This window comes from Microbacterium sp. BE35 (genome assembly GCF_031457705.1).
Lineage (GTDB): Bacteria > Actinomycetota > Actinomycetes > Actinomycetales > Microbacteriaceae > Microbacterium > Microbacterium trichothecenolyticum.
On the sequence record NZ_JAVDXD010000004.1, the window covers coordinates 208,550 to 233,892 of the forward strand.

General features: G+C 70.1%; 24 protein-coding genes. 13 read left to right on the plus strand and 11 right to left on the minus strand.

What is annotated here, in order from left to right:
- Positions 1-21: 21 nt before the first annotated feature.
- From J2Y46_RS14815 to J2Y46_RS14835, 5 genes are all read left to right on the plus strand, one after another.
- A complete protein-coding gene (locus tag J2Y46_RS14815) occupies positions 22-1,056 on the plus strand; it encodes an iron-siderophore ABC transporter substrate-binding protein (RefSeq protein WP_045298795.1) in 1,035 nt (344 codons plus the stop codon).
- Positions 1,057-1,141: 85 nt separating this feature from the next.
- Positions 1,142-2,125: an iron ABC transporter permease gene (locus J2Y46_RS14820; protein ID WP_211255909.1), complete on the plus strand. Its 984-nt coding sequence runs from the start codon at positions 1,142-1,144 to the stop codon at positions 2,123-2,125.
- The gene (locus J2Y46_RS14825) at positions 2,122-3,171 is read left to right on the plus strand and encodes an iron chelate uptake ABC transporter family permease subunit (RefSeq protein WP_045298799.1); all 1,050 of its coding nucleotides are present in this window, start codon (positions 2,122-2,124) and stop codon (positions 3,169-3,171) included. The genes J2Y46_RS14820 and J2Y46_RS14825 overlap by 4 nt, the downstream gene beginning before the upstream one ends.
- Complete coding sequence (locus J2Y46_RS14830; protein ID WP_045298801.1) at positions 3,168-4,031, plus strand: ABC transporter ATP-binding protein; 864 nt, start codon at positions 3,168-3,170, stop codon at positions 4,029-4,031. Before J2Y46_RS14825 ends, J2Y46_RS14830 begins: the two co-directional genes overlap by 4 nt.
- Before the next feature lie 2 nt (positions 4,032-4,033).
- Entirely contained in the window at positions 4,034-4,942 is a 909-nt protein-coding gene (locus tag J2Y46_RS14835) for a siderophore-interacting protein (RefSeq protein ID WP_045298803.1), read from the plus strand.
- 15 nt (positions 4,943-4,957) lie between these two features.
- Here the strand turns inward: J2Y46_RS14835 and J2Y46_RS14840 are convergent, their stop codons facing one another.
- The 8 genes from J2Y46_RS14840 to sufB all read right to left on the minus strand — a co-directional run bounded on the left by J2Y46_RS14840 (position 4,958) and on the right by sufB (position 13,271).
- Positions 4,958-6,334, minus strand: coding sequence for an MFS transporter (locus J2Y46_RS14840; RefSeq protein ID WP_045298805.1), 1,377 nt, complete (start codon positions 6,332-6,334; stop codon positions 4,958-4,960).
- Positions 6,328-7,488: a MalY/PatB family protein gene (locus J2Y46_RS14845; RefSeq protein ID WP_045298807.1), complete on the minus strand. Its 1,161-nt coding sequence runs from the start codon at positions 7,486-7,488 to the stop codon at positions 6,328-6,330. The genes J2Y46_RS14840 and J2Y46_RS14845 overlap by 7 nt, the downstream gene beginning before the upstream one ends.
- 43 nt (positions 7,489-7,531) lie before the next feature.
- The gene (locus J2Y46_RS14850; RefSeq protein WP_211255902.1) at positions 7,532-9,103 is read right to left on the minus strand and encodes a serine hydrolase; all 1,572 of its coding nucleotides are present in this window, start codon (positions 9,101-9,103) and stop codon (positions 7,532-7,534) included.
- 85 nt (positions 9,104-9,188) lie between these two features.
- The gene (locus tag J2Y46_RS14855) at positions 9,189-9,518 is read right to left on the minus strand and encodes a metal-sulfur cluster assembly factor (protein WP_045298811.1); all 330 of its coding nucleotides are present in this window, start codon (positions 9,516-9,518) and stop codon (positions 9,189-9,191) included.
- Between the two features lie 10 nt (positions 9,519-9,528).
- Positions 9,529-10,323, minus strand: coding sequence for a Fe-S cluster assembly ATPase SufC (sufC, locus tag J2Y46_RS14860; RefSeq protein ID WP_045298813.1), 795 nt, complete (start codon positions 10,321-10,323; stop codon positions 9,529-9,531).
- Between the two features lie 15 nt (positions 10,324-10,338).
- Positions 10,339-10,668, minus strand: coding sequence for a non-heme iron oxygenase ferredoxin subunit (locus tag J2Y46_RS14865; protein ID WP_045298814.1), 330 nt, complete (start codon positions 10,666-10,668; stop codon positions 10,339-10,341).
- Positions 10,665-11,852: a Fe-S cluster assembly protein SufD gene (gene sufD / locus J2Y46_RS14870; RefSeq protein ID WP_045298816.1), complete on the minus strand. Its 1,188-nt coding sequence runs from the start codon at positions 11,850-11,852 to the stop codon at positions 10,665-10,667. The genes J2Y46_RS14865 and sufD overlap by 4 nt, the downstream gene beginning before the upstream one ends.
- Entirely contained in the window at positions 11,853-13,271 is a 1,419-nt protein-coding gene (gene sufB / locus J2Y46_RS14875; RefSeq protein WP_045299169.1) for a Fe-S cluster assembly protein SufB, read from the minus strand. It lies immediately after the preceding gene.
- Between the two features lie 263 nt (positions 13,272-13,534).
- On the opposite strand from sufB, the gene J2Y46_RS14880 reads away from it, so the two are divergent.
- Both J2Y46_RS14880 and J2Y46_RS14885 read left to right on the plus strand, forming a co-directional pair.
- Positions 13,535-14,491: a heme A synthase gene (locus J2Y46_RS14880; protein WP_045298819.1), complete on the plus strand. Its 957-nt coding sequence runs from the start codon at positions 13,535-13,537 to the stop codon at positions 14,489-14,491.
- Between the two features lie 93 nt (positions 14,492-14,584).
- A complete protein-coding gene (locus J2Y46_RS14885) occupies positions 14,585-15,004 on the plus strand; it encodes a hypothetical protein (protein ID WP_045298821.1) in 420 nt (139 codons plus the stop codon).
- 64 nt (positions 15,005-15,068) lie between these two features.
- On the opposite strand, the gene J2Y46_RS14890 is transcribed toward J2Y46_RS14885, so the two are convergent.
- Positions 15,069-16,010 carry a heme o synthase gene (locus J2Y46_RS14890; RefSeq protein ID WP_045298823.1) on the minus strand — a complete coding sequence of 314 codons (942 nt, stop codon included), beginning with the start codon at positions 16,008-16,010 and terminating at the stop codon, positions 15,069-15,071.
- A gap of 354 nt (positions 16,011-16,364) precedes the next feature.
- Here J2Y46_RS14890 and tkt point away from each other — a divergent pair, with 354 nt between their 5' ends.
- The 6 genes from tkt to pgl are packed head-to-tail and all read left to right on the plus strand — an operon-like array spanning position 16,365 to position 24,579.
- Positions 16,365-18,485: a transketolase gene (tkt, locus tag J2Y46_RS14895; RefSeq protein WP_045298825.1), complete on the plus strand. Its 2,121-nt coding sequence runs from the start codon at positions 16,365-16,367 to the stop codon at positions 18,483-18,485.
- Positions 18,486-18,503: 18 nt separating this feature from the next.
- Positions 18,504-19,625 (plus strand): transaldolase, encoded by a 1,122-nt coding sequence (gene tal, locus J2Y46_RS14900; RefSeq protein WP_045298827.1) that lies wholly within the window; start codon positions 18,504-18,506, stop codon positions 19,623-19,625.
- Complete coding sequence (locus J2Y46_RS14905; RefSeq protein WP_045298829.1) at positions 19,622-21,244, plus strand: glucose-6-phosphate isomerase; 1,623 nt, start codon at positions 19,622-19,624, stop codon at positions 21,242-21,244. The genes tal and J2Y46_RS14905 overlap by 4 nt, the downstream gene beginning before the upstream one ends.
- Before the next feature lie 15 nt (positions 21,245-21,259).
- The gene (gene zwf / locus J2Y46_RS14910; protein ID WP_045298831.1) at positions 21,260-22,810 is read left to right on the plus strand and encodes a glucose-6-phosphate dehydrogenase; all 1,551 of its coding nucleotides are present in this window, start codon (positions 21,260-21,262) and stop codon (positions 22,808-22,810) included.
- Complete coding sequence (locus J2Y46_RS14915) at positions 22,807-23,763, plus strand: glucose-6-phosphate dehydrogenase assembly protein OpcA (RefSeq protein WP_045298833.1); 957 nt, start codon at positions 22,807-22,809, stop codon at positions 23,761-23,763. The genes zwf and J2Y46_RS14915 overlap by 4 nt, the downstream gene beginning before the upstream one ends.
- A gap of 36 nt (positions 23,764-23,799) precedes the next feature.
- Positions 23,800-24,579 carry a 6-phosphogluconolactonase gene (gene pgl, locus J2Y46_RS14920; RefSeq protein ID WP_310243326.1) on the plus strand — a complete coding sequence of 260 codons (780 nt, stop codon included), beginning with the start codon at positions 23,800-23,802 and terminating at the stop codon, positions 24,577-24,579.
- Positions 24,580-24,663: 84 nt separating this feature from the next.
- Here the strand turns inward: pgl and J2Y46_RS14925 are convergent, their stop codons facing one another.
- Together J2Y46_RS14925 and secG are read right to left on the minus strand one after the other, a co-directional pair.
- Positions 24,664-25,020, minus strand: a complete 357-nt coding sequence (locus J2Y46_RS14925; protein ID WP_045298837.1) for an RNA polymerase-binding protein RbpA — start codon at positions 25,018-25,020, stop codon at positions 24,664-24,666.
- A complete protein-coding gene (gene secG / locus J2Y46_RS14930) occupies positions 25,020-25,268 on the minus strand; it encodes a preprotein translocase subunit SecG (RefSeq protein WP_045298839.1) in 249 nt (82 codons plus the stop codon). Before secG ends, J2Y46_RS14925 begins: the two co-directional genes overlap by 1 nt.
- Between the last annotated feature and the right edge of the window lie 75 nt (positions 25,269-25,343).

Below are 25,343 nucleotides of genomic sequence, written 5' to 3' on the forward strand. Positions count from 1 at the left end.
TAACAACTCCCGGAGGATTCCGTGCGCCTCAACCGCCCTGCCGCCGCCACCGCGATGCTCGCCGTCGCCGCGATCGCCCTCGCCGGATGCGCGACCGCTGCCGCCGACGGCACCGACGACACCGACGACGCAGCGTCGGGTGCCGGCTTCCCGGTGACGATCGAGCACGCCTACGGCGAGACGGTGATCGAGTCCAAGCCCGAGCGCGTCGCGACCGTCGCCTGGTCGAACCAGGAGGTTCCGATCGCGCTGGGCGTGGTGCCCGTCGGCATGGCGGAGGTCACCTGGGGCGACGACGACGGCGACGGCGTGCTGCCGTGGGTCGAGGAGAAGCTCGACGAACTCGGTGCGGAGACCCCTGTGCTGTTCGACGAGACCGACGGCATCGACTTCGAGGCAGTCGCAGACACGCAGCCCGACGTCATCCTCGCCGCATACTCCGGACTCACGCAGGAGGAGTACGACACCCTGTCGAAGATCGCGCCCGTCGTCGCGTACCCCGAGGTCGCGTGGGGTACGTCGTACGAGGACATGATCCGTCTCAACTCGCAGGCCCTCGGGCTCGCCGAGGAGGGCGACGCCCTCATCGATGAGCTGCACGGCGAGGTCGACGCGGCGCTCGCGAACCACCCCGACCTCGCCGACGCGCGCGTGCTCTTCTCCTACATCGACCCGTCGGACTTCAGCCAGATCGGCTTCTACACCAGCCTCGACACGCGCCCCGGCTTCCTCGAGGGCCTCGGCCTCCCGGTGCCGGCCGTCGTCGAGGAGGAGTCGGACGGCGTCGAGTTCTACACCTCGGTCAGCGCCGAGGAGGCCGACCGCTTCGCCGACGTCGACGTGTTCGTGACCTACGGCGACGCGAGCGGCTCGATCATCGCCCAGCTGCAGGCCGACCCGCTCCTGTCGCAGATCCCGGCCATCGCGGAGGGCCGCATCGCGATCCTCGAGGAGTCGACGCCGCTGGCTGCCTCGGCCAACCCGTCGCCGCTGTCGATCGGCTGGGGCGTCGACCAGTACTTCGCGCTGCTGAGCGACGCCCTCACGGCCGACTGACAGAGGCCAGGAGCTCGATCGGGTGACTGTCACCGAGACGCGTACACCGCTGCCGGACGCCGCAACCCTGCGGCGCCCGGCGGCGATGCGACTGATGTGGCTCGCGGTGTCGTTCGCGGTGCTCGCAACGCTGTCCGTCGCGAGCGTGGCCTTCGGCGTCCGCGACGTCGCGCTGAACGACATCCTCGCCGGCCTGGGCGGCGACACCGGCGGGGTCGCGCAGGCCGCCGTGGTGGCCCGGGTTCCCCGCACCGTGCTCGCGATCCTCGTCGGCGCCGCGCTGGCGATGTCGGGCGCAGCGATGCAGGCGGTGACCCGCAATCCCCTCGCAGACCCCGGCATCCTCGGGATCTCGGGCGGTGCCGCACTCGCGGTTGTCGTCGGCATCGCATTCTTCGGCATGTCGGACCCCTATGCCTTCATCGCGGCCTCGATCGTCGGCGCGGGCGGCGCCGCCGTGTTCGTCTACACGGTCGGCTCCCTCGGCCGGGGCGGAGCGACGCCGCTTAAGCTCGCGCTGGCGGGCGCTGCGACTTCGGCCGCCTTCATGTCGCTGGTGAGCGCCGTGCTCCTCCCCCGCGTCGACCTGCTCGAGACCTTCCGGTTCTGGCAGATCGGCGGGGTGGGCGGCGCGACCTGGGATCGCATCGCGACGATCCTCCCGATCCTGACGGCCGGTGCGGTGATCACGCTCGTCTGCGCACGCGGCATGAACTCGCTCGCGCTCGGCGACGACGTCGCGACCGGCCTCGGCGAGCACGTCCTGCGCACCCGGCTCATCGCGTCGGCGGGCGCCGTCATCCTGTGCGGTGCGGCCACCGCGATCGCCGGCCCGATCGCGTTCGTCGGCCTGATCATCCCGCACCTCTGCCGCCTGCTCGTCGGCACCGACCACCGTTGGCTGCTCCCGTTCTCGGCGGTCGCCGGTGCTGTTCTGCTCGTCGCCGCGGACATCGTGGGCCGCGTCATCGCACGCCCGGACGAGATCGAGGTCGGCATCCTCACGGCGCTCATCGGCGCCCCGTTCTTCATCTGGATCGTCCGCAGGCAGAAGGTGCGCGAACTGTGAGCACCGACACCCTTCTCCGTCCCACTGCGCAGGCCGTCGTCACCGGACGGCGGCGCCGCGGCCGCCGACGCGTCGTCGTGACCGCCTCCCTCGCCGTCGGCGTGGTGCTGGTCTTCGTCGCATCCCTCATGATCGGGCAGACGTTCTACGGCCTCGACGAGATCGTCCGCGTCATCCTCGGCCAGACCGTGCCCGGCGCCTCGTTCACGGTCGGGGAGCTCCGTCTGCCGCGCGCGGTTCTCGCGATCCTCGCGGGATTCGCGTTCGGCATCGCAGGCGTGACGTTCCAGACGATGCTGCGCAACCCGCTCGCGTCGCCCGACATCATCGGCATCACCGCCGGCGCGAGCGCGGCGGCGGTGTTCGGCATCGTCATCCTGTCGCTCAGCGAGTCCGCCGTGTCGGTCCTCGCCGTCGCGGGCGGCCTCGCGACCGCCCTCGCGATCTACCTGCTCTCGAACAAGGGCGGCTTCGCCGGCACGCGACTGATCCTCATCGGCATCGGCGTCGCCGCCATGCTCGATGCTGCGGTCACCTACGTGCTCTCCAAGGCCCCCGCCTACGACCTGCAGGCGGCGATGCGGTGGCTCACCGGCAGCCTCAACGGCGCGACGTGGTCGGCCGTGCTCCCGCTCGCCATCGCGAGTGTCGTGCTCGCCCCGGCCCTGCTGTCGAAGGGCCGGGACCTGAATGTCATGCGCCTCGGCGACGACGCGGCCGCGAGCCTCGGCATCCGTCTCCAGAGCACCAGGGTGGTCGTGATCGTCGCGGCCGTCGCGCTGCTGGCGTTCGCGACCGCCGCCACCGGCCCGATCGCATTCGTCGCGTTCATGGCCGGCCCCATCGCGGCACGCGTCGTCGGCCCCGGTGGCTCGCTGCTGCTGCCGTCGGCGCTCGTCGGCGCGCTCCTGGTGCAGCTGTCGGACCTCTTGGGACAGTTCGCTTTCGACAGCCGCTACCCGGTCGGGGTCGTCACCGGCGTGCTCGGCGCTCCCTTCCTCATCTACCTCCTCATCAGGACGAACCGCTCCGGAGGCTCGCTATGACCGAATCCCACAGCCTGTCGGCGGAGGGCCTGACGCTGTCGTACGGCGACCGCACGATCGTCGAGGGTCTCGATCTCGTGATCCCGCCCGGTCGCATCACCGCGATCGTCGGAGCGAACGGATGCGGCAAGTCCACGCTTCTGCGTGCGCTCGCGCGCCTCATCGCACCGCGCGACGGCCAGGTGATCCTCGACGGCAAGGCGCTGCACGGCCGCGCGACGAAAGAGATCGCGCGCACGCTCGGTCTCCTCCCGCAAAGCCCGATCGCCCCGGAAGGCATCGCTGTCGCCGACCTCGTCGGCCGGGGACGGCACCCGCACCAGAAGCTGCTGGCGCGCTGGAGCTCTCACGATTACGAAGTGGTCGGGCAGGCACTGGCCGCCACGGGGATAGAGGAGCTCGCCGACCGTTCCGTCGACGAACTGTCGGGCGGACAGCGCCAGCGCGCATGGATCGCGATGGCCCTCGCGCAGGAGACCGACATCCTGCTCCTCGACGAGCCCACCACCTTCCTCGACGTCGCACATCAGGTCGAGGTGCTCGACCTCCTCACCGATCTCAACCGCGACCGCGGCACCACGATCGTGATGGTGCTGCACGACATGAACCTGGCCGCGCGCTACGCCGACCACCTCTTCGCGCTGCGGTCCGGCCGCGTCGTCGCGAGCGGCGATCCCGGCGACGTCATGACCAGTGAGCTCATCCGAGAGGTCTTCGACCTCGATGCGCTCGTCGTGACCGACCCCGTATCGGGCTCGCCCATCGTCCTGCCCCGGGGCCGTCACCACGTGTCGGCCCCCGTCTCCGACCCCGCAGCCCCGCTCGCCGCGGCGCTCACTCCCCTGCCGACAGGAGCCTGAAGATGACCGACGCCGACGTGCCCTACCGCTTCTTCCGCGCCCGTGTGACCGCTATCGCAGACGTGACGCCCAGCTTCCGCCGCTTCACCTTCGGCGGCGACGACCTCGCCGACTACGGTGACCCGGGGCTCGACCAGCGAGTGAAGATCGTCTTCCCCACGCGCACGCTCGGCCTCGACGCGATGCCCCTCGGCGACGACTGGTACACGCAGTGGCGCGAACTGCCCGAGGAGCAGCGCCTGCCGTTCCGCACGTACACCACCCGCTACGTCCGCAACCACCTCAGCGAGGTGGACGTCGACATGGTCTCGCACGACGTGATCGGGCCGGCTTCGGACTGGATCGACCGCGCCGCGGTCGGCGACGAGGTACTCATCTTCGCACCGACCGCCGCCCACAGCGGCGTGAGCTTCGGCATCGACTTCGTGCCGCCGGCCCGCGTCGACTCGATCCTGCTCGCCGGCGACGAGACGGCGGCACCCGCGATCGCCGCGATCCTCGAGCAGCTCCCCCGAGACGCCAGCGGAGTGGTCGCGGTCGAGCTGCCGCACGCCGACGACGCAGCGTACTTCCCGCAGCATCCCGGATTCGAGTACCGGATCGCCGCGCGCGCGGACGGCGAGCGGCACGCTCACCTCGTGAAGTCGGTGACGGATGCCGCGGCCCGCCTCGCGCCCGCCGGCGCCGGCGCCGACGTCGAGGAGATCGACATCGACACCGACATCCTGTGGGAGGTGCCGCGCACCGCCAAGGGGGGAGCGGCGCTGAAGAGCGCGCGCCTGTACGCGTGGCTCGCCGGCGAGGCGGGCGCGATCAAGGCCCTGCGCCGCCACCTCGTGGCCGAGCGCGGGGTCGACCGTCGCGCCGTCGCGTTCATGGGCTACTGGCGCCTCGGCCGCGCCGAGAACTGACGCGTTCCCGCCGCCTCAGGCCCGACGCGGCGCCTCGTGCGCGTGCCCGAGCCGGAGGCCCGGGATCAGCGCGCCGAGCGCGAGCAGGACAGCGATGGCGAACACCGCAGGGAAGCCGGCATCCGTCCCCACGAGCGCGGTGAAGACGAGGCCCATGACCGCGATCGAGGACGCCGAGCCGACGGCGTCCGAGATCGACAGCGCCGACGAGTTGAAACCCTGGTTCTGCGGCGTCGAGTACGCGAGCGTGAGGACGGTCAGACGCGGGTACATGAGACCCATACCGCCTCCCGCGAGACCCCACCCCGCGATGAGCACCGCGGGATGCAGTCCGAGCAGCGCGGTCGCCGCCGCGACGAGCAGCGCCGTCACCAGCAGCGCGGTGCCGGTGAGCGTGATGCGCGCGTTGCCGAGGCGGTCGCCGAAGCGGCCCTGCACGTCGGCGGCGACCGCCCACGCCAGCGCGGCTGCCGTGAGCCCGAGCCCCGCCCATGTCGGCGAGAACCCGTAGCCGTCGATCAGCAGGTACGGCACGTAGATCTCCGCGCCGAACAGCGCACCCGCGATGAGCCCGCGCATCAGCACCACGCTCGGCAGTCCTCTCGCGGCGACGAGCGTGCCGCGCGGCAGCAGCGGCCGCGATGCCAGGCCGATGACGACCACGGATGCTGCCACCGCCGCCCATGCCCACGCGCCGAGCTCGCCCGCCAGGCTGAGCCCGAGAGCGCCCACGGCCACGGCGACCGCGCACGCGAGGCGCGGTGCGATGCGTGCCTTCGAAGGCTCATCGGTGTCGAGCGGAAGTCCGTGCAGGCGGGCGACCACCATCGCGAACGCCACGACGGTGAGCGCCGCGACGCCGAGGAACACCCACCGCCAGTGCAGGAACTCCGTCACCGCCCCGGCGAGGAAAGGGCCGATGAGCGACGGCACGACCCACGCCGCTGAGAACGCGGCGAAGACCCGGCCGTGCATCGCGCCCGGGTACACGCGGGCGACGACCACGTAGAGCGCCACGGTCTGCCCGCCCGTGCCGAGGCCCTGCACGAGGCGGCCGGCGACCAGCGCCGGCATCGTGAGGGCGAATCCGGCGATGAGCAGGCCGACGACGAACAGGGCGACGGCAGTGCTGAGCGGCGCGAGCACGCCGCCGCGGTCGCACCACGCGCCCACGGCGACCATCCCGATGACGCTCGTCGCGAGCGTCCCCGCGAACGCGACGGCGTACAGGCGCTCGCCATCGAGGTCGGCGCTCACCACGGGCATCACCGTGGTGACGGCGAGAGACTGCATCGCCGCCAGGAAGATGAGCGCGACGGCGCCGACGGTCACCCAGAGGAATCGACCCTGCCAGATCCCGATGGGCGCGGACTCCGGCCCGGCGGTCACGATCGCGCCAGCGCGCCGACGCGCTCCACCGCCTCGCGGAGCAGGTCGGGGTCGCAGCCGAAGTTGATGCGCACGTAGCCCTTGCCCTCGGTGCCGAACAGCGGACCGTGGTGCAGCGCCACCTTCGCATCGCGCAGAACCTTGACAGCCGGGTTCTCACCCCACCCGTACGCGGAGAGGTCGACCCACGCCAGGAAGCCGGCATCCGGGGGAAGGTAGCGCGCCTGCGGCAGGTGCTCGGCCAAGAGGTCGGCCAGCAGCATCCGGTTCGCGTCGAGGGCCGCGAGCAGGCTCGCCAGCCACTCGTCGCTGTCGGCCGAGTAGGCGGCGACGTTGGACAGCGCCCCGAACAGCCCGGTGCGCCACTCGACCTCCCAGGGCAGGGCACGCAGTTCCTTCGCCTGGGTGTCGCCGCCGGCCACCATCACTGCGCACTTGAGGCCGGCGAGGTTGAATGTCTTGCTCGCGCTGGTCACGGCGTAGCCGACACGCCCTGCGGAGTCGGATGCCGAGAGGAACGGCGTGAACGGCCTCTGCGCGTAGGCCAGGGGCCCGTGGATCTCGTCGCTGATGACGGTCGCTCCGAACCCCTCCGCGATGTCGGCCAGCGCGGCCAGCGTCTGTCGCGAATGCACGGTGCCCGTGGGGTTGTGCGGGTTGCACAGCAGCACCGCCCGCGCGCCGCCGGCCAGAGCGGCCTCCACGCCCAGAAGGTCGATCTCCCACCCGTCGGCCGTTTCGATGAGCGGCACGCGATCGACGACCCCGCCCGCTTCCTCCACGGTGTCGTAGAACGGCGGGTACACCGGGGGCATCACGACCACGCGGTCGCCCGGCTCGATCACGCGTCGGAGGATCTCGACGACGCCCATCATCACGTCCCCGGTCCAGAAGACGTGGGACGGGTCGACCTTCCAGCCCCAGCGACGCTCGGCGAAGCCCACGAACGCCTCGCGCACGCCGGGCTCCGGTGGGGTGTAGCCCGTGTCGCCGAGGCGCACGGCCCGCGTCAGCACCTCGGTGATCGCCGGCGCCAGGGCGTAGTCCGTCTCGGCGACGAAGAACGGCAGCACGTCCTCTCCGTACTTGCGCCACTTCGTGCTCGTGCGCTGACGCAGCTCGTCGATGGGCAGGGCTCGAAGGGGGGTGACGCTCACCCCTCGACCCTACCGATCCGGCGGCGTGGCGCCCCCGAGTGAGTCACCGTGTGAAGGTGCCGAGGTCGTGCTGGTCGAAGTACTCCAGAACGAGGGTGTCCCCGTCGAACGTCGCCTTCGAGATCGACCCCGGCGGGGCGTTCTCGCTGAACGGGCGGAAGACGAACTCGTCACCCGACCAGTGCTCGAGCGCCCACCGACCGGTGGGTCCGAGCGACAGTTCGAGCTCGTCGCCCACCAGCTCGACGGTGGCGGGACCGAAGTAGTCGTTGGCGTACTCCCCCGTGTAGGCCTCGAAGGCCTGCGCGGGATCCGGATCCGTCGGCGCCGTCTCGCCGACGAGCGAGCCGAACGGCTCCGACTCCCCCGCGAAGACCTGCATGAACAGCGGCAGCCAGTCGCGGCGCTCGGAGCCGTACTGCGCGATGTCGAGGAAGCGGGCCGCGATGCCCTCCGCCACGCCGTTGGCGGAGGCGTTCGACAGCACGACGATGCCGAGACCCGCGCCCGGCAGCAGCTTGAACACCGTTCCGGCACCCAGGAGGAACGCCCCGGAGTGGTTGACGTCGACCAGGCCTCCGGGCGTCGTGCCGACGTTGAACCCGTAGCCGTAGTATCCGGCCCGCGATCCGAACGAAGACGGCGCCGATCCGACGATCTGCGGCGACATCGCGGGAATGAGCGAGGACGCGTCGATGAAGGGCTCCCCGTCATGTTCGCCGCTCGCCAGCAGCATCGAGAGCCAGGTCGTGAGGTCGGTGACGCTCGAGCTGACGCCGCCCGCCGGCGACTGCTCGTCGGGCCGGCGCTGGTCCGGCGTGACGACCCACTCGCCGTCCAGCTGGATGTGACCGAGCGCGCGGTTGTCACGCGATTCGAGGTCGGCGTAGCGCGAACTCGTCGACGTCATGCCGAGCGGCTCGTAGAGCAGTCGCTCCGACAGGTCGGCCCAGTCCTCCCCGGCGGCGCTCGCGACCGCCTCGCCCGCCGCGGTGATGTCGAAGTTGCCGTACGCATAGGTCGCGCGCCACGGTGCGAGCGGGATCAGGCTCAGCCTCTCGAGGATCGTCGCACGGTCGTAGCCGATCTCCTCGAGCTCGTCGCCCGCGTGCTTGTAGAGCCCGGACCGGTGCGCGTACATGTCGGCGATCGTCACGTGCGAACCGACGTACGGGTTCGACAGGGCGAAGCCGTCCAGGTGGTCGGCCACCGGGGTGTCCCACGAGACGTAGCCCTCGTCGATGGCGCGGGCGACGACGCTCGCGCCGATGGATTTGGAGACAGACGCGAGCGCGAACACCGTGTCGGCGTCGACGGGGTCTTCGCTGTCGATGTCGCGCACGCCGAAGCCCTCTGCGAACAGCACCTCGCCCTCGTACACCACGCCGATGGACAGTCCCGGGGTGCCCGAGGCATCCATCGCCGTCTCGACCGAGGATGCGAGGTCGTCGATCGCCGCGTCGACCCGCTCACGCGTGACCGTCGCCAGCGCGTCAGCCCCCGGGTCGGGGTTGACGGTCGGGGTGGAGCTCGGCGAGGCCTCCGACGCGGCACCGGCGAAGGTGCACCCCGTGGTCCCCGCCAGGATCAGAGCGGCTGCACCGACCGCGGACAAGACACGCCTGCTGTTCCCCGACATGCGCCGAGTGTGGCACACCCTCATGGGGCCGCGTCAACGACCGCCGGGCGTCGGGGAGGTGTCAGATCGCGAAGCCGAGCGCGCGCATCATGTCGCGCCCGTCGTCGGTGATGCGTTCAGGCCCCCACGGCGGCATCCACACCCAGTTGATGCGGAACCGCTCGACGATGTCGTCGAGCGCCTGGGCCGTCTGCTCCTCGAGCACGTCGGTGAGAGGGCACCCGGCAGACGTGAGAGTCATGTGGATGACCAGCGCATCGTTCTCGTCGTCCCACGCGAGATCGTAGATGAGGCCGAGGTCGACGACGTTGATCCCGAGCTCGGGGTCCATGACGTCCTTGAGAGCCTCGGTCACCTCGTCGTACTTCTCAGGGGTGAGGGTCGCCGTCATAAGGTCGATCCTACGCTTCGCTGACCACGGGGGCTTCGGCCGGCTCTGCTTCGCCCGCAGGCAGGAAGCGGTCGTAGCCCTCGTCCTCGAGGCGGTCGGCGAGCTCCGGGCCGCCCTCCTCGACGATGCGCCCGTTCACCATGACGTGCACGAAGTCGGGGGCGATGTAGCGCAGGATGCGGGTGTAGTGCGTGATGAGCAGCACACCGAGGCCGGACTCCGCCTTGGCGCGGTTGACACCCTCAGAGACGATCTTGAGCGCGTCGACGTCCAGGCCCGAGTCGGTCTCGTCGAGGATCGCGATCTGGGGCTTGAGGAGCTCGAGCTGGAGGATCTCGTGGCGCTTCTTCTCGCCGCCGGAGAAGCCCTCGTTGACGTTGCGCGAAGCGAACTTCGGGTCCATGCGCAGGTTCTTCATCGACGCCTTGACGTCCTTCGTCCACGTGCGGATCGACGGCGCCTCGCCGTCGATCGCGGTCTTCGCGGTGCGCAGGAAGTTGGTGACGGTGACGCCGGGGATCTCCACCGGGTACTGCATCGCGAGGAACAGGCCCGCGCGCGCACGCTCGTCGACCGACATCGCGAGGACGTCCTCGCCGTCGAGCGAGATGGAGCCGCTCGTGACGTTGTACTTGGGGTGTCCGGCGATCGTGTAGGCGAGCGTCGACTTGCCGGAGCCGTTGGGGCCCATGATCGCGTGGGTCTCACCCTTGCGGATCGTGAGTGTCAGACCGTTGAGGATCGACGTGGTGCCGGCATCCGTCTCGACCGTCACGTGGAGGTCGCGGATCTCGAGAACAGACATTCTTCAGTACCTTCTTCAGTTCACTTCGAGCTTGACGGTCGCGTCGATGAGCACGTCATCGCCGTCGACGGTGACCGCGAAGACCGGGACCGGCTCGTACGCGGGGAGATTGAGGGGCTTGCCGGTGCGCAGCGAGAAGGCCGAGCCGTGGGCCCAGCACTCCAGCGATTCGCCGTCGACGAAGCCCTCCGACAGAGAGATGTCGCCGTGGGTGCAGACGTCGCCGATCGCATGCACCTCGCCGTTGGAGTCGAGCACGACGGCGATCGCGACACCGTCGACCTCGACGCGGGTCGCCTCGTCCTGGACGAGGTCGCTGAGGGCGCACACACGCTGAGCGGTCACAGGCCGGCCTCCTTGGCGAGTTCTTCCTCGATGGCGGCGAACAGCTCCGCTTCGAGGTCTTCGACACCGATCTTCTGCACGATCTCGGCGAGGAAGCCGAGCACGACCAGCCGTCGGGCTTCGTCTTCGGTGATCCCGCGGGCCTGCAGATAGAACAGCTGCTCGTCGTCGAAGCGCCCGGTGGCGCTCGCGTGCCCGGCGCCGCGGATGTCGCCCGTCTCGATCTCCAGGTTCGGGATGGACTCGGCGCGCGCGCCCTCGGTGAGGACGAGGTTGCGGTTGGCCTCGTACGAGTCGGTGCCGACGGCGTCCGGTCCGATGAGGACGTCGCCGATCCAGACCGTGCGCGCCGCAGCGCCCTGCAGGGCGCTCTTGTACAGCACGTCGCCGGAGGTCTCGGCGCCCTTGTGGTGCAGGTACACCTGGCTCTCGAGGTGCTGCCCCGAGTCGGAGTAGCTGAGTCCGTAGAGCTCGGCGCGCGAGCCGGTGCCCGCGAGCTCGACGCTCGGGTTGACCCGCACGACGTCCCCGCCGAAGCTGACGACGACGTGACGCAGGGTCGCGTCGCGCTCGACGCGGGCCTGGTGCGACGCCAGGTGCACGGCGTCGTCGTCCCAGCGCTGGACCGTCACCAGTTCGAGGTGGGCGCCGTCGCGCACGATGATCTCGACGTTCTGCGCGTGGTGCGCGGTGCCGGTGTGGCGCAGGACGACGGTGGCGTGCGAGTTCGCCTGCGCCTCGACCACGACGTGGGCGTGGGCCACGCCGCCGGTGCCGTTCAGGGAGACGACGATCGGCTCGGCGTACTCGGCGCCGGCAGGGATGCGCAGCAGCGGGGCTTCGGTCTCCTGCTTCCACGCGATCGCGCTGGGGAGATCCTCGGGACGGAACACCTCGCCGCGGGGCGCGCTGCCCACGCGGAGGCGCTCCTGAACCAGGCTGTCGGGCGCGTCCACGTCGACCTCGATGACGCCATGGCGCCCGGTCTCGTCGGACAGCAGCGCCTGGAGCTTCGCGATGGGAGTGTGCTTCCAGTTGACCTCGCGGCCCGTCGGCGCCTCGAAGGCGGTCGGGTCGAACGACCAGGGTCGCTCGGAGCGGGTCTGCACGGGTACGAAGGCACCGGCGCCATCGGTGTGGCCCTTCGCGCCGGGAACGGTGGGGGCCTCGGTGGTGGGGCTCATCTAGCCGACGGATCCTTCCATGCCCATCTCGATGAGCTTGTTGAGTTCGAGCGCGTACTCCATGGGCAGCTCGCGCGCGATCGGCTCGATGAAGCCGCGCACGATCATGGCCATGGCCTCGTCTTCGGGCATGCCGCGGCTCATCAGGTAGAAGAGCTGCTCCTCGCTGACCTTCGAGACCGTGGCCTCGTGGCCGAGCTGCACGTCGTCGACGCGGATGTCGATCGCGGGGTACGTGTCGGAGCGCGAGATCGTGTCGACCAGCAGCGCATCGCAGCGCACGGTGTTGGCCGAGTGGTGGGCGTTCGCGTCGACGCGGACCTCGCCTCGGTAGCCGGCGCGGCCGCCGCCGCGGGCGATCGACTTCGAGACGATCGACGACTGCGTGTACGGCGCCATGTGGATCATCTTCGCGCCGGCGTCCTGGTGCTGGCCAGGGCCGGCGAAGGCGACCGAGAGGGTCTCGCCCTTCGCGTGCTCGCCCATCAGGAAGATCGACGGGTACTTCATCGTGACCTTCGAGCCGATGTTGCCGTCGATCCACTCCATCGTCGCGCCCTCGTGCGCCACGGCGCGCTTGGTGACGAGGTTGTAGACGTTGTTCGACCAGTTCTGGATCGTCGTGTAGCGAACGCGCGCGTTCTTCTTCACGATGATCTCGACGACCGCCGAGTGCAGCGAGTCGCTCTTGTAGATCGGCGCCGTGCAGCCCTCGATGTAGTGCACGTAAGAGCCCTCGTCGGCGATGATGAGCGTCCGCTCGAACTGGCCCATGTTCTCGGTGTTGATGCGGAAGTAGGCCTGCAGCGGGATCTCGACGTGGACCCCCGGGGGCACGTAGACGAACGAGCCGCCCGACCAAACCGCCGTGTTCAGCGCCGCGAACTTGTTGTCGCCGGCGGGGATCACCGTGCCGAAGTACTCCTCGAAGAACTCGGGGTGCTCGCGCAGCGCGGTGTCGGTGTCCATGAAGATGACGCCCTGCGCCTCCAGGTCCTCACGGATCTGGTGGTAGACGACCTCGGACTCGTACTGGGCGGCGACGCCCGCGACGAGGCGCTGGCGCTCCGCCTCGGGGATGCCGAGCTTCTCGTACGTGTTGCGGATGTCCTCGGGGAGATCCTCCCACGACTGCGCCTGCTTCTCGGTGGAGCGCACGAAGTACTTGATGTTGTCGAAGTCGATCTCGCTGAGGTCCGCACCCCAGGTCGGCATCGGCTTGCGACCGAAGAGCTGATAGCCCTTCAGCCGGGTCTTGAGCATCCATTCGGGCTCGCTCTTGAGCGCCGAGATGCCGCGCACGACCGACTCATCGATGCCCCGCTTCGCCACGGCGCCCGCAGCGTCGGCATCGTGCCACCCGAACTCGTAGACGCCCAGGCCATCCAGCTCCGGGCGATCGATCAGCACATCAGACATCGTCATGTTCTCCTCCGGGCCCTGGCGGTGTCATCCGTCCCGGCATCCGTGTTCTCCGGTGGAGATACCAGAGGGGGGATGCCGCTTCTCGGGCCCTCTCAAGCGGCGCCGACCATCGCGCCTAGACTGTCAGTGGTACGCGGCGCTGTGAAGTGCGTGCGCAACCGACCCCTCGATTCTACAGGCTCCACCCCGCCGCGGACGCGCCACGTGACGTCACGCGCAGCGCGTGGGAGCCTTTTCCCCAGGAGGCGACCCCCCGCATGTCCGCGCCACAGTCCACGACCACCGCCCCGGGAATCTGGCAGCGCTTCTGGCAGTGGCTCCCCGACCGCGTCGACAAGCGGATCCGCGTGTTCGCGTGGCTGTCCTTCATCGCCGAGGTGACGATCATCGGCACGGGCGGCGCCGTGCGCCTCACCGGTTCGGGCCTCGGCTGCCCCACGTGGCCGACCTGCACGCCCGAATCCCTTGTGCCCACTCAGGAGATGGGCATCCACGGCCTGATCGAGTTCGGCAACCGCACGATGACCGGCTTGGTCGGCATCATCGCCGCCATCGTGCTCGTGCTGGTCCTGAAGCTGCGCCACGAGCGCCGCGACCTCTATGTGCTCGCCGTCGTCGTCCTCGGCGGCGTCGCCGCACAGGCGATCGTCGGCGGCATCACCGTGCTGACAGGCCTGAACCCCTTCATCGTCGGCTTCCACTACGTCTCGTCGCTCGCGCTGGTCTGCGTCACCGCGGCCTTCCTGGTGCGGATGTCGCAGCCCGCCGGACCGCGCACGCTCGTCGTCCCGCGCTGGCACGCGGTGCTGGCGCATGTCACGACGCTCGCGATGGCGCTCACCATCGCGTTCGGCGTGCTGACCACCGGCGCCGGACCGCACTCCGGCGATGCTGATGCGGGCCGCAACGGCTTCAACGCCGAACTGCTCGAGCACATCCACGCGTGGCCCGGCTACGCGCTGTTCGCCCTGACTGTCGCGCTCGTGGTCGCCGGCTGGCGGGCGCGCGGGGCCGCTCCGGCGCTGCTGCGCTGGACCGTCGTCCTCCTCGGCGTCGAACTCGTCCAGATCGCGGTCGGGCTGTACCAGGCCCGCAACGGACTGCCCGAGCTCGCGGTCGGCGTCCACATGGTCCTCGCCGCCCTCGCCGCCGCCGCCATGACGACCGTCGTCCTGCATCTGAAGGCACCCGCGACCCAGGCCGTCCACAGCTGATCCATAGCAACCCGATTGGCGTCGCACGGACTCCTTTGCGAGGGTGGGATGCCGCGACCACCCGGGTCGCGCATCCCGAGGAGTGATCGACACATGCCCACCCGCCCCCGTCTCGTCCGCAGCATCCCCTTCTGGGGCCTCGTCGTCGTCTCCGTGGCGACGATCGCCGGCGGCTGGTACATCACCACCGACAAGCTCGGCTCGATGACCACGACCCTGACCGACGGCTCCGCGACCGGCGTCGACGTGTACGTCGGCCAGTCGATCGCCCAGCTCGGCTCGATCCTCATCGGCGCCGGCATCATCGGCGTCCTGCTCGCGCTCGGCGTCGCCGCCGTCTCGACGCTGCGCCCGCACGCGCCGGTCGAGGTCGTCGAGTCCATCGACTGGAACTCGGAGGCCGAGACCGCCGCCGAGGAGCCGCAGGCCGCCGAGGCCCAGACCGACGCCGCCCCCGCCGAGACCGCTGAGCCGGTCGACGCCAAGGCCGAGGCATCCGTCGCCGCACGCTGATCCACCCCGCACGAAGAAGGCCGCCCGGTTCGCCGGGCGGCCTTCTTCGTATCTCGCGTCTGGGTCAGAACGGGAGGAGCGGATCGACCGCGATGGCGACGAAGAGCAGCGTGAGGTACGTGATCGAGGCGTGGAAGACGCGCATCGGGCGCGGCTCGGTGCCCCGCACAGCGCGGTTGTAGAGCACGTGCGACTCGTAGATGAACCAGCCGCCGAAGACGAGCGACGACACCGTGTAGACGAGACCCATGTCGGCGACGGGGATGAGCAGGAGCGAGCACACGACGGTGGCCCATGCGTACAGGATCACCTGCAGGCCCACCTGAGAGCCGGCGCGCGTCGCGCCGAGCATCGGCACGTCGACCTCTTCGTACTGGTCCTTGTACTTCATCGACAGCGGCCAGTAGTGCGGCGGCGTCCACAGGAAGACGAGGGTGAACAGGATGACCGGCGGCCACGCGAGCGAGCCGGTCACCGCGGTCCAGCCGATCAGCACCGGGAAGCAGCCCGCGATGCCGCCCCACACGATGTTCTGCTCGGTGCGGCGCTTGAGGATCATCGTGTAGATCACGACGTAGAAGAAGATGGCGGCGGCAGACAGGGTCGCGGCCAGCCAGTTCGTGGTGACCCACAGCCATGCGGTCGAGAACACCGCGAGCGACCACGCGAAGATCAGCGCGCCCCGCGGCGAGACCTCGCCGGTGACGAGCGGGCGGTTCACCGTGCGCTGCATGTGCGCGTCGATGTCGCGGTCGAGGTACATGTTGAACGCAGCGGCCGACCCAGCGCTCGCGGTGCCGCCGATGACGGTCGCGACGACCAGCCACACATCGGGGAAGCCCCCCTGCGCGAGGATCATGACCGGCACGGTCGTCACCAGGAGCAGTTCGAGCACGCGCGGCTTCATCAGCGCGATGTACGCGCGGACGGTGCGGCCGAAGGTCTGACGAGGCCGGCTGGAGCCGTCGACGGATGCTACGGTCCCGGCCGTCTTCGTGCTGTCCATGGCCCCCGCAATCGCCGCCTGCAGATTCGTCCCAAGTCTAGGGCATCGGCGTGTCGCGCCCGGCCCGCCGGCGGCGCCGGGTGCTGGGCGGGGCGGGACGCCGGGGATGGTGACGGATCACATCGGGCAGGCCGCGAGCGTGAGCAGAACGTGACTCCCACGACACCGGGATGTCACCGGCGACGCCTCGGGCTTCGCAAGACTCTGTCACATACACAGCTCTCATGGCCTCGGCGGCATGCCCCTTCGCTATGCTGAGAAACACGCGCGCCCGTCGCCGATTCCCCCTTCTCCGTCCGGAAGGGCCGCGAGCCGGCCACACTCTGGGCGCACACTCCTCGAGAAAGGCGCCTGGTGTCGGAACTGCGTTGGGATGAAATCGATCGGCGCGCGGTGGACACCGCGCGCGTGCTGGCAGCGGACGCGGTGGAGAAGGTCGGCAACGGCCACCCCGGCACTGCCATGAGCCTGGCGCCGGCGGCATACCTGCTGTACCAGCGGGTGCTGCGCCACGACCCCACGGACACCCACTGGGTCGGCCGCGACCGGTTCATCCTGTCGGCCGGCCACTCCTCGCTCACCCAGTACGTGCAGCTGTATCTGGGCGGATTCGGGCTCGAGCTCGACGACCTCAAGGCGTTGCGCACGTGGGGGTCGCTGACCCCTGGTCACCCCGAGTACGGCCACACCAAGGGCGTCGAGATCACGACCGGCCCGCTGGGCCAGGGCCTCGCCTCGTCGGTGGGCTTCGCGTACGCGGCCCGATACGAGCGCGGCCTGTTCGACCCGGAGGCCCCCGCCGGTCAGTCGCCGTTCGACCACCACATCTACGTGATCGCCGGCGACGGCGACCTGCAGGAAGGTGTCACCTCGGAGGCGTCTTCGCTCGCGGGTCACCAGGAGCTCGGCAACCTGATCGCGATCTACGACTCGAACCAGATCTCCATCGAGGACGACACCAACGTCGCCTTCACCGAGGATGTCGCCAAGCGCTACGAGTCCTACGGCTGGCACGTGCAGATCGTGGACTGGAAGAAGACCGGCCAGTACGTCGAGGACGTCGCCGAGCTCTATGGCGCAGTCGAGGCCGCGAAGGGCGAGACCGCCAAGCCGTCGCTCATCATCCTGCGCACCATCATCGGCTGGCCCTCGCCCGGCAAGCAGAACACCGGCAAGATCCACGGCTCGGCGCTCGGCGGCGACGAGCTCGCCGCGACGAAGAAGGTCCTGGGCTTCGACCCCGAGCAGTCGTTCGTCGTCGCCGACGACGTCATCGCCCACACGCGGGCGCTGAAGGACCGCGCCGCCGAGGAGCGCGCCGTCTGGCAGGAATCGTTCGACGCCTGGGCCGCCGCCAACCCGGAGCGCAAGGCGCTGTTCGACCGCCTCGAGGCCGGCGATCTGCCCGAGGACGTGGCATCGGCTCTCCCGTCGTTCGAGGCGGGCAAGGACGTCTCGACCCGCGCAGCATCGGGCACGGTCATCAACGCGCTGGCCGCGGTGCTGCCGGAGCTGTGGGGCGGCTCGGCCGACCTCGCCGAGTCGAACCTGACCACCATCAAGGACGCGAAGTCGTTCATCCCCGCCGAGTGGTCGACCCACGAGTGGTCGGGAGACCCGTACGGGCGGGTGCTGCACTTCGGCATCCGCGAGCACGCCATGGGCGCGATCGTCAACGGCATCAAGCTGCACGGTCCCACACGTCCGTTCGGCGGCACGTTCCTCATCTTCAGCGACTACATGCGCCCGTCGGTGCGTCTGGCCGCGCTGATGGACATCCCGTCGATCTTCGTGTGGACGCACGACTCCGTCGCACTGGGCGAGGACGGCCCCACCCACCAGCCGGTCGAGCAGCTCGCGACGCTTCGCGCCATCCCGAACTTCACGGTGGTGCGCCCGGCCGACGCGAACGAGACCTCGGCCGCGTGGCTCGAGATCGTCCGCCGCCAGGGCGGTCCCTCGGGCATCGCGCTGACCCGCCAGAACATCCCCGTGTTCGCACGCGGCGAGGGCGAGGCATCGGGTGACGTCTTCGCGTCGACCGACGGCGTCGCCAAGGGCGCGTACATCCTCGCCGAGGCGCCGAACGGCACCCCCGACGTGATCCTCATCGCGACCGGCTCCGAGGTCCAGCTGGCGGTCGCCGCCCGCGAGACCCTCGCCGCCGAGGGCATCAACGCCCGCGTCGTGTCGGCGCCGTCGCTGGAGTGGTTCGACGAGCAGGACGCCGCCTACCGCGAGAAGGTCCTCCCCGCCGCCGTCAAGGCGCGCGTGTCGGTCGAGGCCGGCTCCGCGCTCACCTGGCGCGGCATCGTCGGCGACGCCGGCCGATCCGTCGCCATCGACCACTTCGGTGCGTCGGCCGACTACAAGACCCTGTTCCAGAAGTTCGGCATCACCGCCGAGCACGTCGTCGAGGCCGCCCGCGAGTCCCTCGCGGCCACGGCAGCACTCGAACTCGCAACGGCGAAGTAAGCACGAGGAGAAGGCAGAATGAGCACCCCCACTGAGAAGCTGGTCGCCGAAGGCGTGAGCATCTGGCTCGATGACCTGTCGCGCGAGCGCATCACGTCGGGCAACCTGACCGAACTCATCTCGACGCGCAACGTCTCGGGCGTCACGACGAACCCGACGATCTTCCAGGGCGCGATCGGCGGCGGCGGCCACTCGTACGCCGACCAGATCGCCGAGCTCGCCAAGGCAGGCGCGACGGTGGATGACGCGATCTTCGCCGCGACGACCGACGACGTGCGCGACGCGGCCGACATCTTCCGTCCCGTCTACGACGCCACGAACGGCGTGGACGGCCGCGTGTCGATCGAGGTCTCCCCCGACCTCGCCCACGACACCGACGCGACGATCGCGCAGGCCAAGCAGCTCTGGGCGAAGGTCGACCGGCCGAACGTGCACATCAAGATCCCCGCGACGAAGGCCGGCCTGCCCGCGATCACCGCGGTGCTCGCCGAGGGCATCTCGGTCAACGTCACGCTGATCTTCAGCCTCGAGCGCTACGCCGAGGTCATCGAGGCCTTCCTCGCGGGCCTCGAGCAGGCGCAGGCCAACGGCCGCGACATCTCGCAGATCCACTCCGTCGCGTCGTTCTTCGTCTCGCGTGTGGACACCGAGGTCGACAAGCGCCTCGCCGCGATCGGCACCGACGAGGCCGAGGGCCTGAAGTCGCTCGCCGGCGTCGCGAACGCGCGCCTCGCGTACGAACTGTACGAGAAGGAGTTCGCCACCGACCGCGCGAAGGCGCTGACGGATGCCGGAGCCCACGCCCAGCGTCCGCTGTGGGCATCGACCGGCGTGAAGGACCCGAACCTCCCCGACACGCTCTACGTCACCGAGCTCGTCGCCCCCGGCACGGTCAACACCATGCCGGAGAAGACCCTCGAGGCGACCTTCGACCACGGCCAGATCGCCGGCGACACCGTGACCGGCACCTACGAGGCCGCGCACCAGGTGTTCGCCGATCTCGCGGCCGCCGGCGTCGACTTCGCCGACGTCACGCAGGTGCTCGAAGACGAGGGCGTCAGCAAGTTCATCGCCTCCTGGCACGATCTGCAGGGCACCGTGAAGGCGGCCCTCGAGGACGCACTCCAGGCCACCCGATGAGCTTCGACATCCACCTGTCGGGGCACGTCAAGTCGGTCGTCGACGCGACGCTTCCCGGGCTCGTCGCGAGCCTGGTGGCGTCGGGGATCACCGGCGGCGACTCGTCGCTGTGGGGTCCCGAGTCGGAGGATGAGGCATCCCGTCGACTCGGGTGGACCGAGGCCGTCAGCGTCTCGCGTCCGCTCGTCCCCGAGATCCTCGCCCTGCGCGAGCGTCTGCACGCCCGCAACGTGACCCGGTTCGTGCTCGCAGGCATGGGCGGTTCGTCGCTCGCGCCTGAGGTCATCACGCAGACGTCTGGGGCGCCGCTGGTGATCCTCGACTCGACCGCACCGGGCCAGGTGCTCGCCGCGATCGACGGCGACGCACAGGCCGGCGACCTCACGCGCACGGCGCTCGTGGTGTCGTCGAAGTCGGGCTCGACCGTCGAGACCGACTCGGCCAAGCGTGCGTTCGAGGCCGCGTTCCGCGACCTGGGCATCGACCCCGCCGAGCGGATCATCGTCGTCACCGACCCGGGCTCGCCGCTGGATGCGGAGGCCCGCGCCGACGGGTACACGGTGTTCAACGCCGACCCGACCGTAGGGGGCCGCTACTCGGCGCTCACCGCGTTCGGGCTCGTGCCGGCCGGTCTCGCGGGCGCCGACATCTCGGAGCTCCTCGACGAGGCCGAGGCGTCGCTGCTCGAGGTCTCGATCGACAGCCCCGACAACCCGGCACTCGTGCTGGCCGCGGCGATCGCCGGTGGCGAGCCCCGCAAGGACAAGCTCGGCCTCATCACCGACGGCACCCATATCGTGGGGCTCCCGGACTGGATCGAGCAGCTCGTGGCCGAGTCGACGGGCAAGGAGGGCACCGGGATCCTGCCGGTCGTCCTGCTGCCGGTCTCCCCCGAGGTCGAGGCGAAGCCCGCCGATCTGCAGATCGTGCGCTTCGTCGACGAGGCCAAGAAGTTCCACCTGTTCGAGCATCACGAGGGCGAGATCCTGGTGAGCGGCTCGCTGGGCGCGCAGTTCGTGGTGTGGGAGTACGCGACGGCGATCGCGGGACGGATGCTGGGCATCAACCCGTTCGACCAGCCCGACGTCGAGTCCGCCAAGGTCGCGGCCCGAGGTCTGCTCGACGCGCGTCCCGAGCCCACCGCCCCGGCGTTCGCCGTGGAGGGCGTCGAGGTGCGCGTCTCGGACCCCGAGCTCGCAGCATCCGGAACCGTCGCGGGTGTGCTCGACGCGCTCTGGGCGCGCCTTCCCGAGGACGGCTACGTCGCGATCCAGGCCTACGTCAACCGCCTCGAGCTCGGCCAGCTCTCGGGCCTGCGCGAGCTCGTGGCCGCGGACTCCGCTCGCCCGACCACCTTCGGCTGGGGCCCCCGGTTCCTGCACTCGACGGGCCAGTACCACAAGGGCGGCCCGGCGAACGGCGTGTTCGTGCAGATCCTCGAGCGCACCGATGTCGACCTCGAGATCCCCGGCCGGCCGTTCACTTTCGGTCAGCTGATCCAGGCGCAGGCCGCGGGCGACGCGGCCGTGCTCGCCGAAGGCCACGGCCGTCCCGTCGTGACCCTGACCCTCACCGACCCCCAGATCGAAGTGCTCTCGCTCTTCGAAGCGGCACAGTAGGAGTTCGATCCCCACATGACCGTCGAGATCTCGCGCGGGCACAACCCGCTGCGCGACCCCGAAGACCGTCGCCTCAACCGCATCGCCGGCCCGAGCGCGCTCGTCATCTTCGGCGTCACGGGAGACCTCTCCCGCAAGAAGCTCATGCCCGCCGTCTACGACCTCGCGAACCGCGGCCTGCTGCCTCCGGGCTTCGCGCTCGTCGGCTTCGCACGGCGCGACTGGGAGGACCAGGACTTCGCCAAGGTCGTCTACGACGCCGTGCGCCAGCACGCGCGCACCGAATTCCGCGACGAGACATGGCAGCAGCTGCTCCAGGGCATCCGCTTCGTCTCGGGCGAGTTCGACGACCCGGACGCCTTCCGCCGCCTCAAGGAGACCGTCGACAAGCTCGACACCGAGCGCGGCACGATGGGCAACCACGCGTACTACCTCTCGATCCCGCCGAAGGCGTTCCCGCTCGTGGCGGAGCAGCTGAAGGCGTCGGGCCTCGTGGACGACACGGCCGACCAGCCCGACCGCTGGCGCCGCGTCGTCATCGAGAAGCCGTTCGGTCACGACCAGGAGTCGGCACGCGCTCTCAACGACGTGCTGCGCTCGGCGTTCCCGACGGACTCGATCTTCCGCATCGACCACTACCTCGGCAAGGAGACGGTCCAGAACATCCTGGCGCTGCGCTTCGCGAACGAGCTGTACGAGCCGATCTGGAACCGCAACTACGTCGACCACGTGCAGATCACGATGGCGGAAGACATCGGGGTCGGCGGCCGTGCCGGGTACTACGACGGTGTCGGCGCCGCACGCGACGTCATCCAGAACCACCTGCTGCAGCTCATGGCGCTCACCGCGATGGAGGAGCCCATCTCGTTCGACGCGAAGGACCTCCGCGCCGAGAAGGAGAAGGTCCTCGCGGCCGTCACGCTCCCGGCCGACCTCGCGCGTTCCACCGCCCGTGGTCAATACGCGGGCGGATGGCAGGGCGGCGAGAAGGTGCTCGGCTTCCTCGAGGAAGACGGCATGAACCCGCAGTCCACGACCGAGACATACGCCGCCGTCACGCTCGAGGTGAACACGCGTCGCTGGGCCGGCGTGCCGTTCTACCTGCGCACCGGCAAGCGCCTCGGCCGCCGCGTCACCGAGATCGCCGTGGTGTTCAAGCGCGCCCCCGAGCTGCTGTTCTCACGCAGCCAGACCTCGGGTCAGGGGCAGAACGCCCTCGTGATCCGCGTGCAGCCCGACGAGGGCGTCACGATCCGCTTCGGCTCGAAGGTGCCGGGTGCCGGCGCCCAGGTGCGCGACGTCACCATGGACTTCGGCTACGGCCACGCGTTCACCGAGGCCAGCCCCGAGGCCTATGAGCGCCTCATCCTCGACGTGCTCCTCGGCGACCCGCCGCTGTTCCCGCGGCACGAAGAGGTCGAGCTGTCGTGGAAGATCCTCGACCCGATCGAGAAGTTCTGGGACGCCCAGGGCGGACCGCTCGAACAGTACTCGCCCGGGTCGTGGGGCCCGGATTCCGCGGACGAGATGCTCGCCCGCGATGGCCGCACCTGGAGGCGCCCGTGATCGTCGACCTTCCCGACACCACCGTCAGCAAGATCTCCCGCGCACTCGTCAACGTGCGCGAGGAGGGCGGGGCGGTCGCACTCGGCCGCGTGCTGACGCTCGTCATCCTGACGCGCGAAGGCGCCGTCGAAGAGGTCATCGAGGCCGCGAACGACGCGTCGCGCGAGCACCCGATGCGCGTCATCGTGCTCATGATCCCGGACACCGACGACGGCGAGTCCCGCCTCGACGCGCAGATCCGTGTCGGCGGCGACGCCGGCGCGAGCGAGGTCGTCACGCTGCGCGCGTTCGGAGACGCCGGCCGCTCGAACCTCGAGAGCCTCGTGACCGGTCTCCTGCTCCCCGACGCCCCCGTGGTGGTGTGGTGGCCCAACCGGACCCCCGACCACATCTCGAAGACGTCGATCGGCCGCATCGCGCAGCGCCGGATCACGGATGCCGCGACCAAGTCCGACCCGTCGGCCTGGGTCGCGGACCTCGGCGAGCAGTATGCGCCGGGCGACACCGACCTCGCGTGGACGCGCCTGACGCGCTGGCGCGAGCAGCTGGCGGCGATCCTCGACCAGCCGCCGTACGAGCCCGTCGTGGGCGTTCGCGTGCGCGGGGCGTCCGATTCTCCCTCCACCGCGCTCCTGGCGGCGTGGTTGCGTCTCACCCTCGACGTGCCCGTCGACTGGGCCTACCTCGACGCCGAAGAGTGGCCGCACGGCATCAAGTCGGTCGCTCTCGTGCGCCCGAGCGGCGAGGTGCTCCTCGAGCGCCCGACGCCCGGTGTGGCCATCCTCACGCAGCCCGGTCAGCCGACGCACGACCTCGCGTTCCCCCGCCGGACGCTCCGCGAATGCCTCGCGGAGGAGCTTCGTCGTCTCGACCCGGACGTCCTGTATGGTCGAGTCATCACCGAGGGTTGGGAGCTGCTCGACCCCCCGGCGACGAAGGAGACGCAGGCCTGATGAGCGGTGCGCGGGTGACGAACGGAACGCAGACGGATGCCTGAGGGCTGGGCCGAGAAACGCGTCGTCATCAGCTCCGATCCCGCCGCATTGGCCGAGTCGGTCGCGCCCCGCTTCCTGAGTCGGGTGAGCAAGCGGATCGACGAGGGAAAGCTCGCGCACATCTCGCTCACCGGCGGTTCGATGGGTGCGGCCGTGCTCGCCGCCGCCGCGCGCAATCCGCGCGCGGCGCGCATCGACTGGTCGCGGGTGCACTTCTGGTGGAGCGACGAGCGCTTCGTTCCGCTCGGCCATGCCGACCGCAACGATCGCCAGGCCCGTGAGGCGTTCCTCGACGGTCTCGAGATCCCCGAGGAGAACATCCACGCGACCCTGGGCAGCGACGACGGCGCCGGCCTCGACGACGCCGCCACGGCGTACGCCGAGGAGCTCGCGCGTTTCCCGGGTGCCGAGGGCGCGTGGCCGTCGTTCGACGTGTGCTTCCTCGGCGTCGGGCCGGACGGGCACATCGCGTCGCTGTTCCCGGACCGCTCCGAGATCCAGATCACGGATCGCGCGGTGGTCGCGGTACGCGACTCCCCCAAGCCGCCGCCGGAGCGCATCACCATGACGCGCCCGGTGATCAACAGCTCGAAGCGGGTGTGGCTCGTGCTGGCGGGCGCCGACAAGGCGGCCGCCCTCGGCCTCGCCCTCGCGGGGGCGAGCTACGCGAGCGTGCCGGCCGCCGGCGCGAAGGGCCGCAAGCGCACGACGTTCTTCGTCGATCAGGCGGCCGCCGCACAGGTGCCGCCGGACCTGATCGACCGGGAGTATTGACGCGGCTCCGCGGACGGACCCCCCGAACATACGAGAAGAGCGGATGCCTCGGCATCCGCTCTTCTCGTATGTCTGTACGGGGACTCAGTCCTGGCCGCGGCGCTCGCGCAGCTGCTTCAGCGCGTCGTCGAGGAGGGTCTCGGCCTCTTCCTCGGTGCGGCGCTCCTTGACGTAAGCGAGGTGCGTCTTGTACGGCTCGGCCTTCGCGACGGCGGGAGGATTCTCCTTGTCGCGGCCGGCCGGCAGGCCGGAGTGCGGCGAGTCGATCGTGTCGGGGATCTCTTCCTCGGGGATGCCCGCCGCGAAGTATCGCACGGTCTCGTTGCCGAGGGCGTCCCAGTAGGAGACGGCGACACGCTCGGCGTGGAAGCCGTGGTCCTGCTCGCCCATCGGTCCGGCACCGACGCGGGTGCCGCGGATCGCGTTGCCTCCGGTGGCCATCAGAGGGCCTGGAACTTCGTGATCAGGCCGAGCGCGACGATCGAGGCGAACCACACCAGGGCGAGGACCACCGTGAATCGGTTGAGGTTGCGCTCGGCGAGGCCCGAGGAGCCGAGCGCCGAGGTCATGCCGCCGCCGAACATGTCGGACAGGCCGCCACCGCGCCCCTTATGGAGCAGGATGAGGAGGGTCAGCAGGAGACTCGTGATGCCGAGAAGCACCTGCAGGACGAACTCGAGGATCTGCACAGTCGTTGAAGCCTTTCGCTGCGATCGTTCGCCGATCGCACAAGGGTCAAGTATACGTGTAGGCCGGCGGGCGGT